This window comes from Bacillus sp. FSL R10-2780, assembly GCF_038006125.1.
Taxonomy (GTDB): Bacteria; Bacillota; Bacilli; order Bacillales; family Bacillaceae_G; genus Bacillus_A; species Bacillus_A cereus_U.
Map to the genome: position 1 here is coordinate 936,834 of NZ_JBBOUQ010000001.1, position 18,087 is coordinate 954,920.

Below are 18,087 nucleotides of genomic sequence, written 5' to 3' on the forward strand. Positions count from 1 at the left end.
TGAGGAAGAGAAATGGGATGCCATTTCTCTTTTTTGTGCGTATATTGCGAAAGGCTTGTACATATCCATGTATAAAGAAGGTGATACAGTGAAAAAGTATGCTACTCGTATACATGGGAAAAAACTAGTTTCGTTACTCTTTCTATATGCACTAATAGTAATTATTATTGCGTCGATTTTGACGTCACTTTTACATACAATGAAATCGAATTATGCGAATCAATGGTTTGGAAAAGTATCTATGCAAGGTTTTGTTCAAATGATAGAAAGTGAGAATCGCTATTATGGATTTGATTATTTTAAGCAAAATAAACGAGAATCGGTTGGGAATTTAATGTTCTCTATTGCGACAGATTTAAAAATAAAAGATTTGAGAACGTTTGTCGGTAAAGAAGTACCTGGTATGTCAAAGTATTACTCTAACATTATCGTAGCTGGAGAAGGGACAAACTTTACGAATATCCCAAATGAATCTAGTGTACCGATTGAAGAAGTAACGAAAGAGCGAGAAGTAGCAAAAGATAAAGTTACAGAAGCGGAAAAGAATAATCCAATCAAGAAAAAGAACGGAACGAAAAAAGGAGAAAGCGCAGTATACATTTATCATACACATAGCTGGGAATCCTTCTTTCCGTTATTACCAGGGGCTACCGATCCATCAAGTCCGGATGTAAATGTGTCCTTACTAGGGAAACGTATGAAAGAACAACTTGAAGGACAAGGAATTCCGGTAATTCATGATAAAACGAATATGGGGGATTTATTAGCGAGTAAAAAATGGAAATGGCCGCAATCATATAAAGCGTCTCATGGATATGTAAAAGAAACATTAGCACAAAATACTAAAATTGCGTTTCCGATTGATATACACCGTGATGATCAGCGGAAGAAGGTAACAACAAAAGTAATTAATGGAAAATCGTATGCAAGATTATATTTTATAATTGGGATGGAAAATGAAGGGCGTGCTGAAAATGAAAAAATTGCAAGGGCAATCAATAGTTATTTAGATGAAAACTATTACGGATTAAGTAGAGGGATTTTTCCGAAGTATAAAAAAGATGGAAATGGCGTTTATAACCAAGATTTATCTAAAAATGCGATGTTAATTGAAGTTGGTGGTGTTGATAATACGTTAGATGAATTATATAACACAATTGATGTGTTAACGGAAGCGTTTAGTAAGTATTATTGGAATGATGCAGAGAAAGTGAATGGGTGAGGAACGGGAAACCGTTCCTTTTTTATTTTTGAAATCCTAAAATATGATATAATAGAATTTTGTGAATATTAAACAAGGAGTGGGATAGACATGCAAATACTATTAATACGTCACGGTGAATCAGAAGCTGATATTTTAAATGTACATGAAGGTCGAGCTGATTTTGAATTAACAGAAAAGGGAAGACAGCAAGTACAAAGACTTGTACAGAAAGTGAAAGCGGACTTTTCGCCAGATTTCATTTGGGCAAGCACATTAAAACGTGCTCGAGAAACGGCTGAAACATTAGCTGAAGCGATTCAGTGCCCAATTCAATTAGAAGAGGAATTAATGGAGTTCAATAATGGAGTGCAAGCAGGTTTATCATTTGAGGAAGCAAAAAAATATCCAGAGCCAAAGTTTCTTCATGACCGGTTTGAAAACGGGGAATCATTTATTGAATTTAGAATGAGAATAGAAGGAATCTTTTCTAAAATCGTGACAGAAAATACATATGATCGGATTGCAATTGTTGCACACGGTGGTGTAATAAATAGTATTTTACGAGCATTTTTCCAAATGCCAATTAGTATGGACTATTATTTTAAAATGGGAGATACGGGTATTAGTTTGATTGAACTTACGGATAAACAGAAAACTGTTCATTTTATAAATGATACAAATCATTTGGATGGATTGTAAGAGGATATGTACAAAGTTGTATTTTTCGATGTTGACGGTACTCTTTTAAGTGAGATTGATAGAAGTATGCACGAAAGTACAAAAGAAGCGATACAAAGGTTAATAGATAAAGGAATTCACGTCGTTGTTACAACTGGGAGACCATATAGTTTATGCTCACAATTTAAAGAACTGGGCATAAATACGTTTATTTCTGCAAATGGTGCACATATAAAATGTGCTGATGAAGTTATACATAAATCGGTACTTTCAATTGAAATTGTTCATGACATTTCAAATTTCGCTGAATTACATGGTCACAGTGTTTCTTATTTTACAGAAGAATTTGTAATGAATGGTATTGCCTCAAAAGACGAACGTGTAATACGAGCATTAAATGAAACGTTAAATTTAGAGCGGTATCCTGACAAAGTTAGAAACTTGTCAGAAGAGATTTATTGTGTATGTCTGTATGCTGATGAAACAGAAGCTCAAAAATTCTTTGAAAGATATCCAGCACTTACGTTTGAACGTTTTCATGGTTACATTATGAATGTGTTGGAAGATAATAAAGTATCGAAGCTAACTGCAATTCAAAAGGTATTGGAACATCTGAAAATTTGTAAATCAGAAGCAATTGCTTTTGGTGACGGTGGAAATGATATTGAGATGTTACAGTATGTAGGACTGGGAATTGCGATGGGGAATGGTGGAGAAGAGTTAAAAACAAAAGCTGATTTTGTTACAAAGAAGGCGAGCGAAGGTGGTATTGCTTTTGCTTTAAAAGAGTTTCGTATTATTTAAAAATAATAGCTAGTCAGTGTAGAGAGATCCTGTTTAATAACAGGATTGTTTTGTCTAATAATATTCTTGCAATAAAAGGAAGAATGTGAGTATAATGAAAAGTAGTTAGGTAAGCTAATTAATTGAGGGGAAAGGAGAGTGAAGATGAATGAATTCAAGAAAAGATTCTCTTCCTTTAGGGATTGAGCCATATGCAGAGTTAATAAAAAAGACAGCATCAGCGGATACGGATCAAGTCGCAGCAAAACTTGGTTTGTTAATGTTATGGACGTCTGATAATGTTCTTGATGCTGTTGACGTAGATTTAGCTCCGCTTGGTATTTCGGAAAGTAAATTAGATTTTTTACTGTTATTTATTTTGCGTGAAATGGAATCGAATGGGGAAGAAGTGAACATGAGTCCTTCGGATATTGCGAGTCGATTAGGGATTACACGTGCTTCTGTCACTGGCTTATTAGATTGGATGGAGAAACGAGAGTTAATCGTCAGATTCCATCATTCTGAAGATCGAAGAAGATTAAAGGTGAAAATTACTCCAAAAGGAAAAGAACTAGTTACGCATTCTTTACCAACTTTTTGGTTATCTTGCGCTTCGTTAGTTGATGACTTTAATCAAGAAGAGCGTCAAGTTTTAGAGAAGCTATTAAATAAAATGCAAGTAACTATGCAGGTGAAATTAGGAGAAGGTAGATAAATAAGTTGATTGTGAGAGTCAACTTTTTTATTTAAACATATAATTAGGTTACCTAATTATATGTTTAGCTAATTTGATCAAGGTGGTGATATGTCTTTTAACGTAAACAAATTAAGTGAGTATTGAAGGAATGTCCTTTTGAGTAATTTGCTTCAGATGTTTTAACCCGATGGGGAAAATCATTGTAAGGGGGAGATTTTATGATGGAAATATCAAAAGAAGTAAATAGTGAAAGGAATTACGCAGTAATGACAGCGGTGTTATGTTGGGCAGGTATGGTAGTTATGTCCAGCTTATATGTGACAATTCCTTTAATCGCTCTATTTTCAGACCTTTTTAAGGTTTCATTAGCGCAATCTGCGGCTACAGGCAGTATATTTTCTGTAGGCTTTGCTATAGGTTGTTTGTTATTTGGGGCAATCTCTGATAAATATGGGCGGAAGAAAGTGATTTTTATCGGATTACTTGCGCTGTCGATTGTTTCTTTTTTATTAGGGTTTGTCGATAGTTTATTTTGGTTTGTTATTCTTCGAGGATTACAGGGGATAGCAGCAGCTACATTTTCTCCAGTAGCGTTGGCTTACGTCGTAGAAATGTTTCCAGTAGAAAAAAAGGTTACAACAATAGGATTTGTTAGTACCGGTTTTTTAGTAGCTGGAATTGCAGGGCAAGTAATAAGTACAGCTGTTAGTCAGCATTTTGGATGGCATATGGTGTTCTTTCTTCTTAGTATTGTCTATATCATTACTGCTGTATGGATTCATTATTCTCTTCCGAAAGGGGAAACGTCTCAATCCTATACTGATATTTTGGGACCAATTAAACAGATGGGTAAAGTTTTTACACATAAAAGCTTAGTATTGAGCTATATGATTGCTTTTGTTTTATTAATGGCTTTTGTTAATATGTATACTGTTTTAGGGAATTATTTGAGCTCTCCTACTTACAATTTAACTCCAGAACAAATTCTTTATTTTCGCTTAGCAGGGCTATTTGGTATGTTGCTGTCACCACTTGCGGGTCGCTTAACAAAGAGGTTCGAAGTAAGGCAAGTTCTTCAAGGCGGATTGTTGGTCTCTATTTTTAGTCTAAGTTCAATGGGCTTTATTTCGAACCTGCCGCTACTTGTAATGATGAGCGTCTGTTTTGTAATAGGTATTGCTATATCCGTTCCGTCTTTAGTTTCTCTTGTCAGCCAATTAGGAGGAAAATCAAGGGGAATAGCAGTTTCTATTTATACTTTCATTTTATTTTTAGGAACTAGTATAGGACCTATTATTTCTATTTATCTTATGAAAATAGGGGACTATGCTCAGACGTTTATTTTATTAGGGTTGATACTCTTTATTGGTTTTGTTGCTTCGCTTTTTATAAATAACGAATCTATGTTTGATAAGGCATGAAAATGGTTTATATAAAGTGAGCAGGCATTCGCTTTCTCTCTATATGTTAACTTTGTCAGGGGGTGACCGTTTTTATGCAAAATTTTTAAATTACATTTATATAGAAAGAAAGTGGTGATTTCATATTAACGAAAAATTAGGAATGTATGTAGAATAATGAATGGGTGGAAAAGCTATTCAAATAAGGGAATGCAAGGATCTTTAATATGCTCAACTAATAAAACATGAATTTGCCCGCGATGATGATAAAAATGTGCAACGATTTCAAGTAACCATTCGAATCGAGAGTAAGAAATACCCCAATAAGCAGTCATAATTTCTGCTAATTCTTCATTGGAATAGGATAAAAAAGTTTTAGAAAGTAAATCGTACCCTTGTATCATCGTTTGTTGCATTTGAGTAATTGTTTCTGGTGTTTGTTCTATATAAAAGGTATGTAATTCTTTTTCTGTAATACCATTTAATATGAGTAAATCAGCATGGCAAATAAGGGAAAGATGTGTACACATTTCAAATAATGACCGCTTTGATTCAATCGGTTGTATTTTCAAATCACTTTCAGTATATTGGTTCAGTATTTGAATGGAAGTATCGATAGCAATTTTAACTTGATTCAATGCAGATGGAACAAACATTGTAATTATTCTCGCCTCCGTATATAATAATTTCTTAAGGGTATTATATCACACTCAAAATTCCGAAAATTCTAGTAGTTTGACTAGCATAGTGAAAAGTATTATATTGTAAAAGGTCATATGAAACATGAAATAGAATGGAATGTAATTATTGAGTTAGGAGTTAGACCAATGAGCTTGAAATATGGAAGAGATACAATTGTTGAAGTTGACTTAAATGCTGTAAAACATAATGTAAAAGAATTTAAAAAACGTGTGAATGATGAAAATATTGCAATGATGGCTGCTGTAAAAGCAAATGGGTATGGTCATGGGGCAGTTGAAGTTGCGAAATCGGCTATTGAAGCAGGAATAAACCAACTTGCAGTTGCATTTGTAGACGAAGCAATTGAATTAAGAGAAGCTGGAATCACTGTACCTATTTTAATTTTAGGATATACACCAGTAGCAGCTGTAGAAGATGTAATTCAATATGACGTTATGATGACTGTTTATAGAGTAGAAGATTTACATGGTATAGATGAAGTTGCAAACCAACTTCAAAAGAAAGTGCGAATTCATGTGAAAATTGATACAGGAATGAGCCGTATCGGTTTACAGGAAGAAGAAATTAAACCGTTTTTTGAAGAGTTAAAAAGTATGCGATATGTAGAAGTAGTAGGGATGTTTACACATTACTCTACCGCTGATGAAATAGATAAAACTTATACAAATATGCAAACAAGTTTGTTTGAGAAAGCTGTAAATACAGCGGAAGAATTAGGAATTCATTTTCCATATATTCATAGTTCAAACAGTGCAGGATCAATGGAACTTAGTAACACATTTCAAAATATGGTTCGTGTCGGTATTGGAATTTACGGTATGTATCCTTCAAGAGAAGTGGATCATACAGTTGCTTCCTTACAGCCAGCGTTGTCTTTAAAATCAAAAGTAGCTCATGTTAAACATGCGAAGAAAAATCGTGGTGTTAGCTATGGGAATACGTATGTAACAACGGGTGAAGAATGGATTGCAACTGTACCAATTGGTTATGCTGATGGTTATAATCGTCAGTTATCTAATAAAGGGCATGCATTAATTAATGGAGTTAGAGTACCTGTTATTGGTCGTGTTTGTATGGATCAGCTTATGCTAGATGTTACAAATGCAATGCCAGTACAAGTAGGAGACGAAGTTGTATTCTACGGCAAACAAGGTGAAGAAGAGATTGCGGTGGAAGAAATAGCAGATATGTTAGGTACAATTAACTATGAAGTTACATGTATGTTAGATAGAAGAATTCCACGTGTTTATAAAGAAAATGATGAAACGACTGCGGTTGTAAATATATTAAGAAAAAACTGAATCGATATGATTCAGTTTTTTTATTTTTGACAAATGAAAAATGTTCTATTTGCACCATGTATTTGAATGTTTTTAAATCCCACAGAGTTTAAAGAGATAATAATTTCGTCTCTAGAATAACATGCTTCCTCGATGGAAAAGTCAATATTATTCCGATAATTCGTAATAATCATACTTTGTTATAATTTCAAATCCACACTGTGTATATAGTTTTAAAGCATTGTTATTTTTCGTTTCGACGTCTAATTCAATTGTTGAAACGCCTTTTGTAATAAGTGTATGTACCATATAACTAAGAATATCTTTACCATATCCTTTACCTTGATAAGAAGGATGAACTGCGAATCCTGATAGTGTAGTAGACTGCTCTTGCTCAGTAACGGTAATCGTTCCAATTGCTTTTTCATTAATAAAAGCAATGTAAACTTGATGAGAAGGTGACTTCATCATTTTTTGTAACCATGTGGATGTATTTGCTGCCGAATCTCCAAAAGCTTCACTAGCGATTTCTATAAGATCAGGAAGTAATTCAGAGGATGCAACGGTAAGGTTAATATGATTTTTCATTGTTTTTTGTGCTTCGTTTATTTTGAACTCCATACCGTACTCACTATATAAATAAGGTAAGTTCATTTGTTTTGCAAATGATTTCCCTGAAATAGAGTCACCATTAATTATAAGAAGGGCTTCATCTGCCTCTCTTTTTTGTATTTCTTTCATTGCAGTTTGTAAAAGAGTAGTGCCTATATGTTGTTTTCTATAGTTTGGATGAACAAATCCTATTAACTCCAGTTTAGTCGGTCTTTCAAAGTCATACATACTTAATGCACCGATTAATTGAGTATCATCATAAAATAGAAAATCATTTACCACTTCTTTATTACGGGCAGTTAAAAAGTTGACATGCAAATCTGACGAGTAATCAATTTTATCGTGTTGCCCGCAAACATGAGCTAAATCTTTCAGCTGTTGTATTTCATTTTCAACTAAAAAGTTCTTTTTCTGAATATCCATTTCATAATCCCTCTCAATCATATTTAAAAATAGGATGGGTGACATAACCACTTTTCTAACTCCACACTACCTTGAATAGATAATAAGCGATATAAATATCGATAGGGTTGTCTACATTCTTCAAGACGAGGAATGGGCATAATGGTCTCATAACCTTGTTTAAAAGCACGAGCCTCTTTTTCTGTAAGTACATATTCTAATCCAATAAAATCGAACTCTCGTGGAGCAATTGCATAAGCTTCTGTATCTACTAAACCAGTAATAGATTGACCATCTGATAAAAACTGAGTAGGATCCATATCAATTAAAATGAGTGTAGATTCCTTCGGTGATGGCAAGGAAGAGAGTTGTGATTCAAAAGTATGAAATGCGTTATGTATGCTCGCATTATCGGAATAAAACATATTTACAAGATTCTTGCTTACTTTTAAAATATGAGACTTAAATTCTTCAAGTGGAACTTGGAAAGTACCAGAAGGGTTTCCTGTGAAATTAGCTTTAAATGAATGAATCTCTGCTAGTCCTTTTCCAAGGCTGAATAAAATAGAATCAGGTTGTCCAATAAATGATTGCAGCGTATTTCCTGCTAGTTTTTCGGCGATAACATACTCTCGTCCATTTAAAACATGTTTTTGCAAAATAGTCGGGATGGGTAAGGTAGTATGCTTTTTCAATAGTGCGTGTATCGTTTCTAAATGATGTACATTTCTTGGGTCAATTCCAAATAGGTTTTTGCATTCCCACCAAAAATCATTGCTTGGCTCTTCAGTCATTTTTGAGGAACGAACAATAACTTTTTCAGCTTCTGTTTTAACAAGAAACACGTCGCTTGCATGGTCTTCATAGCCCGGATGTAGTGCTTGAACAGATAGGATAGGTGAAGTGAAGAGTTGTTGTAGCATGAAAAGGCTCCTTTTTCTGTAAATTCTATAAATTGATTATATACCATAATTTAATTAAGAGGTAAAAATCAGGAGGGTTATTATTTCTATATATAGTGTATTAAAGTTTGAAATTCTACATAAGAATTAACAAAAAGGTGAAGGATGTGTGTATATAAAGCAATTTCTTTGTATTTGCGAAAAAAATTAGTTATGATAATACTAAGAAAATATATATGTTTTGGGGGTAATGAATGAAAAAATTATTCGAATACGTATTATTAACAATTGGATCTATTATTGTAGCTGGTTCACTAGAGCTTATTTTAGCGCCTAATGGATTAGTAGATGGCGGAGTAACTGCGATTGCTATTATGGCAAATAAAGTTGCAGGGCTACCACTTTACGGAGTGTTTTTAGGACTTAATATTCCTATTTTACTATTTACTGCAAAAGTAATGGGAAAGAAGTTTTTTATCCGTACATCCTATGCAAATGTTGTTACAACACTCGGATTGATTTATTTAAAACCATTTCCAGCAATTACGACTTCGGAATTATTAATTGTACTTTACGGAGGAGTTCTATTTGGTGTTGGTGTTGGGATTGTTGTAAAAATGGGCGGAGCAATTGACGGATCAGAAATGTTAGCTGTTTGGATGAATAAGCATTTTAAAGTACCAATTAGTACATTTTTACTTGCTGTAAATGCGGTTATTTTTGTATTTGTTGCTATTTTATTTTCAATTGAGCAAGCGATGTTCTCATTAGCAATTTTCTATATTGTTACGAAGATGATTGATTTCATATTAGACGGTATTAATCAAGGAAAGAGCGTCATGATTATTTCGAATAAAAATAAAGAAATTGGCGAACTGCTTATGAAAGAATTACAACTGTCTGTTACGTATCTACATGGAGAAGGTGGTTTTTTAGGAGAGCACCAGAGAATTATTTATTGTATTACAAACCGTTTCATTTATCCGAAAATGAAAGATCTCGTTCTCTCTGTAGATCCAAGTGCTATAATTGAAGCTTCTTATTCAACAGAAACAACTGGTGTAAAGCGTCCAGGAAGGACAGCGAGATCAGGGCAAGTATCAGAAAAATAGTGAATGAAAATAACTCCACGCAAGTATAACTTGCGTGGAGTTATTTTTAGTTAGGGAACCAGACTCTTTTCAGTAATTTGACAACAGTTACGATACAATCTTCTGGAATACTGCCGAAACCGAGTAATACATACGACGCCTCGCTTAAATTATGAACAGAATCGTATGTTGAGAGAGGGTACAACTTAATGCGTTGTTTCGCAGCGACATGAATAAGTTCTTGTTCGTTCATCCCATTATGAACGTGAAGTACGATATGAAGTCCTGATTGTTCGCCGAGTATTTGAACACGAGATTTCATTTCATTTTTGATAGATTTAACTAGTAATGTATGCTTTCTTTTATATAACGTACGACTACGGTTTAAATGACGTTCCCAATCACCTTTTTGAATAAAGGTGGCAAAAGCGAGTTGTTGCAGGGTAGAAACCGTTTGTTTAAACATGCCACCAAGTTCTTTATAGATTTTTAAAAGATGAGGTGGTAAGACGATATATCCCATTCGTAAAGAAGGTAAAAAGGATTTCGAGAAAGTTCCCATATAAATAACACGTTCCTTTGAATCCAGTCCTTGTAAAGAAGGAATAGGTTTGCCTACATAACGAAATTCCCCGTCGTAATCATCTTCAATAATATATCCTTCGCAATCATTGGCCCATTTTAATAGTTCGAGTCTTCTAGATAAAGGCATAATTATTCCAAGTGGAAATTGGTGAGATGGAGTAACGTATGCTACATTAGCACCTGATTCACGTAAAGCTGAAATATGAATCCCTTTATCATCTAAAGGGATAGGGTGAACAGGAAGATCAGCACTTTGAATCATAGCAGTTATACGGTGAAATCCAGGATTTTCGATTCCGTATTCTTTTTTTGAACCAAGCAGTTGAAGTAGCAGCCAAAGAAGAGGTTGCGTACCGGCTCCGATAATAATTTGATCAGGTGAAGAATGTACCCCGCGGGCATGATATAAATATTTTGAAATATGCTCTCGTAGAACGAACTCACCTTGAGGATCTTCTTTAGCAAATAATTCATTTTCATACTGGAATAAAGTTTCTTGTAATGCTCTTTTCCAGTTTGTAATTGGAAAAGCTTTTTGATCAATAAGCCCTTGGCTACAATCATAGTCATATTTTTCTTTTTTAATATTGTTAGTGCTGTTTGACACAACTTGTTGTTTATTTTGAATGACATCAATATCAACTTCTGCAACAAAAATCCCACGTTTCGGTTTACTTTCTACGTAACCTTCAGCTAATAATTGTTGATAAGCAGATTCAACAGTAATACGGCTAACATTAAGTTGTACCGCTAAATTTCTGTGAGAAGGAAGGCGTGTACCAGTAGGTAGTAATCCCTGAGAGATTTCTCGTTTCATATATTCGTAAATTTGTAAGTAAATTGGTGTTTTACTTTCAAGTTGCAATGGGATAGTAAAATCCATTTTATGAATTCTCCTTTAAAAACTGGCCATATAAAAAATAATCGAACTGTCACTTAAGTTAGGGGCAGTTACTTTTTATAATAATGATATAACATTTAGAAAATTTTATAAATAGTAAGGAGAGAATCATAATGAATATTAGAGAAGTAGTAACAGAAGCTGATTTACATGATGTATTCCCCGTATTACAGCAATTACGAACGAAACTTTCAAGAGAAGAAGCAAGTTCTTTATTTCAAAAAATGAAAGAAGAAAATTACAAACTACTCTCGTTACAGAATGAAGATGATGAAGTTGTTTGTCTCGCTGGTGTAGCGATTTGTACGAACTTTTATAATGAGAAACATGTTTTTGTATATGATCTTGTAACTGCGAAAGCTCACAGATCAAAAGGGTATGGTAAGGTTCTGCTATCATATGTAGAAAAATGGGGGGAAGAGAAAGGGTGCAGTTCTATCGTTCTTACATCAGCGTTTCCAAGGGTTGATGCCCATCGTTTTTATGAAAGAGAAGGCTATGATAAGGTAAGTTATTCTTTTTATAAAGAGTTATAATACTAAGTAGGTTCTATGTGAGATAACATATAGAACCTACTTTTATTTAGAAGTATAAGATGAAGAGGGTTAATTGCTTATTTTGTCGAATAGTTTCTTTACAATTGAGACGATAATATTGAATTTAAAGAAGGTTAGGGGAGTTTATACTTGGAAAAAGTTCAGAAACTATTAGTCCCAAAAGGTGTAAGAGTTATCGTAATATCTGATATTCATGGGGAATTAAATCTTTTAAAAGAATTATTACATAAAGTTAATTTTAAAGATGATGATTATTTAATTATAAATGGCGACCTTTGTGAGAAGGGGAGCGATAGCATTGGCGTCGTAGACTATGTGATGGATCTAGTAATTAGCAAGTCAAATGTTTATGTTGTTGAAGGGAATTGTGAAGTTGTAGTTGAAGCGCTTGTAAATGAAAATCCTGCGCTAATAAATTATTTATGTACGCGAAAAAATACAATTTTTAATGAATGGCTAGGGAAATTGAACGTTACCGTTCATGAAGAGAGTGATATTTGTGAAGTGAAAAACATATTGATGAGCCATTTTTCAAAAGAAATAAAGTGGCTAACAGGATTGCCAACTGCTATTGAAACTGAGGAGTATATCTTTGTGCATGCTGGCCTTGAAGATAGAGAGGATTGGAAACAAACAGATAGGAAAAATGCAATTGCAATGCCAGGGTTTTTTAATAAGTCACACCGAGCGGATAAGTACGTAATTGTTGGACATTGGCCTGTTGTGAACTATTCTGAAGAAGCGCCGTCTAATAATCCAGTTATTGATAAGGAGAAAAAAATTATTGCGATTGATGGTGGTAATGCGATTAAAGAAGCAGGGCAATTAAATGCATTTATTATTTATCGAGATATTTTAAATGATACATTTTCCTATACATATGTAGATCATTTTCCGCAGTATGAAGTATTGGCCGATTTTAATGCGAATTCAGAAATGCAGGGCGGGGTTACATATCCGCATTATTACATAGAGCCTGTGGAGAGAATGAAAGATTTTACCGTATGTAAACAAAAAGGAACAAATGAACTACTTCATGTAAAAAACGAGTATATAAAGCAACTTGAATCAGGTGAATACACGGTAAAAACCGATATTTCTTGCGCGCAAATCAATATTAGAAAAGGGGATACAGTTTCTTTAATTGATGGTAGATGCATGGGATATGATTTAATTAAAAAAGATGGAGTAGAGGGCTGGATAGAGAAAGGAATTCTACTTAAGATAGAAAGGAAGGAAAATAAAATATTTAGCTAAAATGGGAGGGATATAACCTCCTATTTTTTATTAACTATGTTACGAGTTCGTACTTCATCTAATTTTTTTCGAAGTTCCGTTTCTAAATTAAGCTCGAAAAAATTAGCGAACTTACATAAATAATTCGTATCTTATAACAAAATTATACAATATAGAGTATAGTTTTGTTTTGATTTTTCTGAAAAAATATTATAATTATATATGAAATAAAGAGGAATGTAGGAGGAAATTATGCAAAACGTTATATTAAAGGGGAACAAAGTTACAATTCGTACAATTGAAGAATCGGATATAAAAACATTATGGAGCTTCATATATAAAGAAGAAAATCCAGAATGGAAGAAATGGGATGCACCGTATTTTCCGTTTGCAATGCAAGAATACTCGTCCTATAAAGAGAAGATGCAAACTCGTTTGCAAGAAGAACCACTATCAAATTTAATAATAGAAAATAACGGTCAAATTATAGGGACAGTCGGATTTTATTGGGAACATAAACCGACGCGTTGGTTAGAAATGGGAATCGTAATTTATGATCCAGCATACTGGAATGGTGGCTATGGTACAGAAGCATTAACACTATATAGAGATTTACTATTTGAAAATATGGAGATTGGTAGAGTAGGGCTCACAACTTGGTCTGGAAATGAACGAATGATGAAAGTAGCGGAAAAAATAGGAATGCGATTAGAAGGTAGAATGCGAAATTGTCGATATTATAACGGGACATACTATGATTCTATTCGAATGGGAATGATTCGTGAAGAATGGGAAGCGCTATGTGTAACGAAGGGGTGAGGAAGCATGTACGCTATTATTGCTACATTTGATTGTGTGTTCACTAATAAAATTAGAGAATTGCAAAATGAATTAACAAATATAATAGGAATAAATCAACTAGCTGGAGTAGAACCCCATATAACATTGGCTGATTATAATGAGTTAGATGTTAATTTATATACGGAGAAATTAGAGGAGTTTGTAGTTTTTCAAGAGAACATTGCTGCTGTAACTTTTCCTTCTGTTGGAACTTTTCCTACTAATAGAACGATCTTTCTAGCACCAACCATTACCGATGAGTTATTAAGACTTCATCATTCTTATCATGATTATTTCAAAGTTTTTCATGATAATCCGAATTCATATTACGTACCAGGAAAATGGGTTCCGCATTGCACGATTGCTAATGGGTTAAATTCAAATCAATTTTTAAGTGTAATGGAATATATATATGAAAAATTTGATGTTACACTAGCTTCGATTGAGAAGTTAAAATTAATTAAGGTAAATTATGAAAATGGTTCTGCCATTTCTTCTAGTATATTAGCAGAATATAATTTAAAGAGAATGGAGACAGCGAGATGACATATGTAATTAGAGAAATGAAGCAAGAAGATATTCCTGCTGTACAAAACGTAGCAAAAATAGCTTGGCATGATACTTACGAAGGAATTATTCCGAGAGAGGTTCAAGATAGTTTTTTAGAGGAAGCATATTCTGATGAAAAAATGAAATATCGTCTTAAAAATACACATTTATTCGTTGCAGAAGAAGAGGGAGAAGTAATTGGATTTGCGAATTTTTCACCTGTTAGACTGCAAAATGAAGCAGAATTAGGTGCGATTTATTTGTTACCAGATCAGCAAGGAAAAGGGATAGGAAGTACCTTATTACAAAGAGGGATTAAGACATTAAAAGGGATCCGGAAACTGTACATACATGTAGAGTCAGCAAATGAAAAAGGAAAGCGCTTTTATGAAGCGAAAGGTTTTGCCGAATTAGAGCAATTTGAAGAAGATTTTGAAGGACATTTGATGCAGACAGTAAGGATGGTTTTATACATATAAGGAGGACTAGAAGTGAAAATTTTTGATTTTAGTGAAAAAGTGGGAAAGCACATATCAGTATTTCAATCTAATTTCATAATGTCGAAAATATTAAACCATCAAGGGAATATACATATCGGTGCTATGCATTTACAAGAGAATGGAATCATCGGATATCATGAAGCAGTTGTATCTCAACTGCTTCTTATTGTGGACGGCGAAGGATATGTGTGCGGGACAGATAAAGAAAAAGTGACAGTAGAAGCTGGACAAGCTGTGTTTTGGGAGAAGGGTGAGTTTCATGAAACAAGTACAGAAAAGGGATTAATGGCAATTGTTATGGAAGTGGAGAATCTTGAACAAGCGATAATAATGCCTATTATTCAAGGGGAGTTGTGAAAAATGATAATAAAGGCAAATCAAGAAGATACAAATGAAATATTAAAATATACAGCTCAATCGCTTTTTGAAGGGACGAGAGGAAATTGTCAGTTAAGTACGGAGAAAGCGATTGAAATTACAGAGCCAATAATAGAAAAAGGAGCATATTATTTAGTCATTAAAGAAGAAAATAAAGTAATGGGATGGATATTAATAGGGGAAAATACTGATTATTTTTCTCGTGAAAAACTTGGATTTATATACGAATTGTATGTGTTTTCAGAGTATCGCGGGAGAGGGTTATCACGAAAATTAATGGAGGCTGGGATCAAAGAACTACAAGAAAAATATTCAGAAGTTCGTTTGAATGTATTTGCAGGGAACTTTGCGAAAGAAATGTACGAAGATTTTGGGTTCGTTGAAAGACAAGTAATTATGACTTTGAAGTGAGAAAATAGCTCAAGCTGGAATAGCACAATATAAATAAAAGAAGCCGATGAATAAATCGGCTCTTTAACGATACATCGTCCACATTCCAATATCTTTAAACCCTAGTCGTTTATAAATACGTCCAGCAGTTGGATTGTTATAAAATAGGCAAAGTGTTCGGCCTTCTTTCGTAAAGTCCTGAATCATTTTCTGTAATATGAGTGAAGCATATCCGTTTCCGCGATAATTCGGATGTGTACATACGCCAACTACCATAGCGGATAATGAATTTTCAGCGGAAGTAGAGGCGGATGCGATGATTGCACCGTCTTTTTCAATATAATATGTACGTCCTGTAGTTGTTTCGATAGCTTGCCTTAACATTTTTTCTGATTCATTAGCGGTCGGGAATTCAGAGATGTTACTTCGTAATTGCATAATTCGTTCTATATCATCTAGTGAGGCAAGTTTAATTGTTTCATGAATTGGTGTGTTAGGTAAGTTATTGTCATCTAGACATTCACAAAAATACATTTCATTTTTGGCCCCCAGTTGTATACTTGGAGCAGTTTCAAATCTTTCTACAATAGTTGACTTGCCAGAGAGTTTAAGCGGCTTATATGCTGAAAGAAGTGCCTCATAGTCAGTAACCACAAACTCTTCTTTACTATAAGGTATAAACGCATCATGAAAGCGAAGTAAAATAGATTTTAATGTTCCGCTTTCTTCAAATGCTCCCCATAACTCTTGAAAGTCTGTTTCGTAACCAAAAGCCTCAATATCTCCAATAATAAACAAGTTAAGGGCTACTTCTTCTTTTAGAAAAGAAAATACTTGTTCATGATCTTTCTTTGTTAATTTTCGTATCATAACAAACTACCTCTTTTTTGTTTTTTCTAAATATTATAACTTTATATTTTTGAAATCAATATAAAATTTTATGTTTAGTTCACAAACTTTCGGAAAAACTAGGAAAGATATGACAAAGGAGGTTATGAACGGTGGATCATCCAATTCAAGGGTTAATGAAAGCAGCGATGGAAAATTTAAAGGAAATGGTCGATGTAAATACGATTGTTGGGGAGCCTGTTCAAACGGCTGACGGTGGTGTAGTGTTAACAGTTTCTAAAGTAGCGTTCGGTTTTGGAGCAGGAGGTTCTGATTTCCAGACGAATGATGGACAAAGAGCGAATGGTAACCCTGCATTTGGTGGCGGTAGTGCGGGTGGTGTGTCAATTACACCAGTAGCATTTCTAGTCGTGAATAAAGATGGGGTAAATATTCTTCATTTACAAAATGCGACACATTTAGCAGAAAAAATAATTGAATTAGCTCCACAAACAATCGATAAAATTCAATCGATGTTCCAAAAAGATGAAAAAAAAGAGGGGAATCATCACCCTCAAAATCCAGATGATATCCTTTAAAAACGCCTGCTTATGAGCAGGCGTTTTTTCTTGTAATCAGTATGTAATAAAACACATGAAATTGTAAATAGTTTTTGAAGTTTTTTCTATGTTTCTAAAATTTTTCATGTTAAAATATGCTATAGAATTGAAACATATAAAACGAAGGTGGCTAGGTGCTTTGTCTGGAGGATCTGACCAAGTAAACAATATGATATATATTAATGGTAATCGTCGGGGTCATTGTTTTATTACATCTGGAATTACGTTTAAAGAGTTTGCAAGTAACATCCCTTCACCGCTTCATCAAGTATTGCTTTTAAAGCATAATTTTGAGTGGACAGATTTTCATTATCATACTTTATTTGAATATGTTGAGGAAGAAAACATACATAAACTCATTCAAGCAGAGATTGATGAATTTGATGAATTTTGTTGGGTAGATTTCGATGATGCAAGCGATTTAGATGAGTTAGAGCCAAAAGAAATTGCAGAATTATTATATTTGGCTCACAAAAAAGAACCACTTGGAAGAACGTTCTTCCCATTGTTGAAGAATAGATTCGTTTATTTTTCACATGATGACGGTTGGTACAACAAAGTGTATTACCGTAGAATCGGTGATTTTGTAGGAATGCTAAGTAAAGTGATTCCATATAAACTCGGTTCGTTTGGAAAGAAACGTTTTACTTTCTTCCAAAAATCAAAAATTTTCCCAGCAATTTCAAAGGAAGTTATCCTTGGGCTTATGCCGTTAATGGAAGATGGGTTATACATTGATTTAGCGGGGAAAATTGAGTCGAGAAGAGGTCTTGAAATTCCGGTATATGTAGTAGGATCATTCGAAAGTACGGATGAGGTACTAGATAATATCGATGAATTGAAAGCGGAAGCAACAGAAACGGGTTGGCTCATTTTTGATAAGAAAGAACAAGAGTGGCAATGGGTTGTGGACTAAGAAAACTTGGCGCATGAAGTCAAGTTTTCTTGTCTT

Annotated in this window: 21 protein-coding genes and 1 pseudogene; 16 read left to right on the forward strand and 6 right to left on the reverse strand. The window is 33.9% G+C overall.

Going from position 1 to position 18,087, the window contains the following annotated elements; all coding sequences use genetic code 11:
• The first annotated feature begins 88 nt into the window (after positions 1-88).
• The 5 genes from spoIIP to NSQ47_RS04965 all read left to right on the forward strand — a co-directional run bounded on the left by spoIIP (position 89) and on the right by NSQ47_RS04965 (position 4,783).
• On the forward strand, positions 89-1,222 hold the full coding sequence (spoIIP, locus tag NSQ47_RS04945) for a stage II sporulation protein P (RefSeq protein ID WP_341036276.1): 1,134 nt from the start codon (positions 89-91) through the stop codon (positions 1,220-1,222).
• A gap of 90 nt (positions 1,223-1,312) precedes the next feature.
• Positions 1,313-1,903 carry a histidine phosphatase family protein gene (locus tag NSQ47_RS04950; RefSeq protein ID WP_341036278.1) on the forward strand — a complete coding sequence of 197 codons (591 nt, stop codon included), beginning with the start codon at positions 1,313-1,315 and terminating at the stop codon, positions 1,901-1,903.
• A gap of 6 nt (positions 1,904-1,909) precedes the next feature.
• Complete coding sequence (locus NSQ47_RS04955; RefSeq protein ID WP_340823399.1) at positions 1,910-2,686, forward strand: Cof-type HAD-IIB family hydrolase; 777 nt, start codon at positions 1,910-1,912, stop codon at positions 2,684-2,686.
• Between the two features lie 148 nt (positions 2,687-2,834).
• Positions 2,835-3,380, forward strand: a complete 546-nt coding sequence (locus NSQ47_RS04960; RefSeq protein WP_340823402.1) for a MarR family winged helix-turn-helix transcriptional regulator — start codon at positions 2,835-2,837, stop codon at positions 3,378-3,380.
• 203 nt (positions 3,381-3,583) lie between these two features.
• The gene (locus NSQ47_RS04965) at positions 3,584-4,783 is read left to right on the forward strand and encodes an MFS transporter (protein ID WP_340823404.1); all 1,200 of its coding nucleotides are present in this window, start codon (positions 3,584-3,586) and stop codon (positions 4,781-4,783) included.
• 173 nt (positions 4,784-4,956) lie between these two features.
• On the opposite strand, the gene NSQ47_RS04970 is transcribed toward NSQ47_RS04965, so the two are convergent.
• Positions 4,957-5,418, reverse strand: a complete 462-nt coding sequence (locus NSQ47_RS04970; protein ID WP_204208076.1) for a DinB family protein — start codon at positions 5,416-5,418, stop codon at positions 4,957-4,959.
• Between the two features lie 171 nt (positions 5,419-5,589).
• Between NSQ47_RS04970 and alr the strand changes: the two genes are divergently transcribed.
• Positions 5,590-6,765: an alanine racemase gene (gene alr / locus NSQ47_RS04975; RefSeq protein WP_340826892.1), complete on the forward strand. Its 1,176-nt coding sequence runs from the start codon at positions 5,590-5,592 to the stop codon at positions 6,763-6,765.
• Between the two features lie 20 nt (positions 6,766-6,785).
• Here alr and NSQ47_RS04980 read toward each other — a convergent pair.
• The 3 genes and pseudogenes from NSQ47_RS04980 to NSQ47_RS04990 form a co-directional block, all read right to left on the reverse strand.
• Positions 6,786-6,908 (reverse strand): annotated as a pseudogene (locus tag NSQ47_RS04980) (class I SAM-dependent methyltransferase); the annotation flags it as partial.
• Between the two features lie 4 nt (positions 6,909-6,912).
• A complete protein-coding gene (locus tag NSQ47_RS04985) occupies positions 6,913-7,779 on the reverse strand; it encodes a GNAT family N-acetyltransferase (protein ID WP_340823408.1) in 867 nt (288 codons plus the stop codon).
• Between the two features lie 23 nt (positions 7,780-7,802).
• Entirely contained in the window at positions 7,803-8,681 is an 879-nt protein-coding gene (locus NSQ47_RS04990) for a nitrate reductase (RefSeq protein WP_340823409.1), read from the reverse strand.
• Positions 8,682-8,914: 233 nt separating this feature from the next.
• Here NSQ47_RS04990 and NSQ47_RS04995 point away from each other — a divergent pair, with 233 nt between their 5' ends.
• Positions 8,915-9,772: a YitT family protein gene (locus tag NSQ47_RS04995; protein ID WP_000732301.1), complete on the forward strand. Its 858-nt coding sequence runs from the start codon at positions 8,915-8,917 to the stop codon at positions 9,770-9,772.
• Positions 9,773-9,818: 46 nt separating this feature from the next.
• Here NSQ47_RS04995 and pdxR read toward each other — a convergent pair whose 3' ends face one another.
• Positions 9,819-11,219, reverse strand: a complete 1,401-nt coding sequence (pdxR, locus tag NSQ47_RS05000) for a MocR-like pyridoxine biosynthesis transcription factor PdxR (protein WP_340823412.1) — start codon at positions 11,217-11,219, stop codon at positions 9,819-9,821.
• Positions 11,220-11,350: 131 nt separating this feature from the next.
• On the opposite strand from pdxR, the gene NSQ47_RS05005 reads away from it, so the two are divergent.
• The 7 genes from NSQ47_RS05005 to NSQ47_RS05035 all read left to right on the forward strand — a co-directional run bounded on the left by NSQ47_RS05005 (position 11,351) and on the right by NSQ47_RS05035 (position 15,708).
• Complete coding sequence (locus NSQ47_RS05005; protein ID WP_002158126.1) at positions 11,351-11,773, forward strand: GNAT family N-acetyltransferase; 423 nt, start codon at positions 11,351-11,353, stop codon at positions 11,771-11,773.
• 150 nt (positions 11,774-11,923) lie between these two features.
• Positions 11,924-13,051, forward strand: coding sequence for a metallophosphoesterase (locus NSQ47_RS05010; RefSeq protein ID WP_340823414.1), 1,128 nt, complete (start codon positions 11,924-11,926; stop codon positions 13,049-13,051).
• A gap of 231 nt (positions 13,052-13,282) precedes the next feature.
• Positions 13,283-13,849, forward strand: coding sequence for a GNAT family N-acetyltransferase (locus NSQ47_RS05015; protein ID WP_002158124.1), 567 nt, complete (start codon positions 13,283-13,285; stop codon positions 13,847-13,849).
• Between the two features lie 6 nt (positions 13,850-13,855).
• Positions 13,856-14,416 (forward strand): 2'-5' RNA ligase family protein, encoded by a 561-nt coding sequence (locus tag NSQ47_RS05020; RefSeq protein ID WP_078181689.1) that lies wholly within the window; start codon positions 13,856-13,858, stop codon positions 14,414-14,416.
• Positions 14,413-14,898 (forward strand): GNAT family N-acetyltransferase, encoded by a 486-nt coding sequence (locus NSQ47_RS05025; RefSeq protein WP_215572719.1) that lies wholly within the window; start codon positions 14,413-14,415, stop codon positions 14,896-14,898. Before NSQ47_RS05020 ends, NSQ47_RS05025 begins: the two co-directional genes overlap by 4 nt.
• Before the next feature lie 12 nt (positions 14,899-14,910).
• The gene (locus NSQ47_RS05030) at positions 14,911-15,276 is read left to right on the forward strand and encodes a cupin domain-containing protein (RefSeq protein ID WP_088078408.1); all 366 of its coding nucleotides are present in this window, start codon (positions 14,911-14,913) and stop codon (positions 15,274-15,276) included.
• A gap of 3 nt (positions 15,277-15,279) precedes the next feature.
• Complete coding sequence (locus NSQ47_RS05035) at positions 15,280-15,708, forward strand: GNAT family N-acetyltransferase (protein ID WP_341036281.1); 429 nt, start codon at positions 15,280-15,282, stop codon at positions 15,706-15,708.
• A gap of 63 nt (positions 15,709-15,771) precedes the next feature.
• Here the strand turns inward: NSQ47_RS05035 and NSQ47_RS05040 are convergent, their stop codons facing one another.
• A complete protein-coding gene (locus tag NSQ47_RS05040; RefSeq protein ID WP_340823420.1) occupies positions 15,772-16,557 on the reverse strand; it encodes a GNAT family N-acetyltransferase in 786 nt (261 codons plus the stop codon).
• Positions 16,558-16,688: 131 nt separating this feature from the next.
• Between NSQ47_RS05040 and ytfJ the strand changes: the two genes are divergently transcribed.
• Positions 16,689-17,114: a GerW family sporulation protein gene (gene ytfJ, locus NSQ47_RS05045; RefSeq protein WP_002158105.1), complete on the forward strand. Its 426-nt coding sequence runs from the start codon at positions 16,689-16,691 to the stop codon at positions 17,112-17,114.
• 160 nt (positions 17,115-17,274) lie between these two features.
• Positions 17,275-18,051, forward strand: a complete 777-nt coding sequence (locus tag NSQ47_RS05050; protein ID WP_002085994.1) for a hypothetical protein — start codon at positions 17,275-17,277, stop codon at positions 18,049-18,051.
• Positions 18,052-18,087 lie beyond the last annotated feature (36 nt).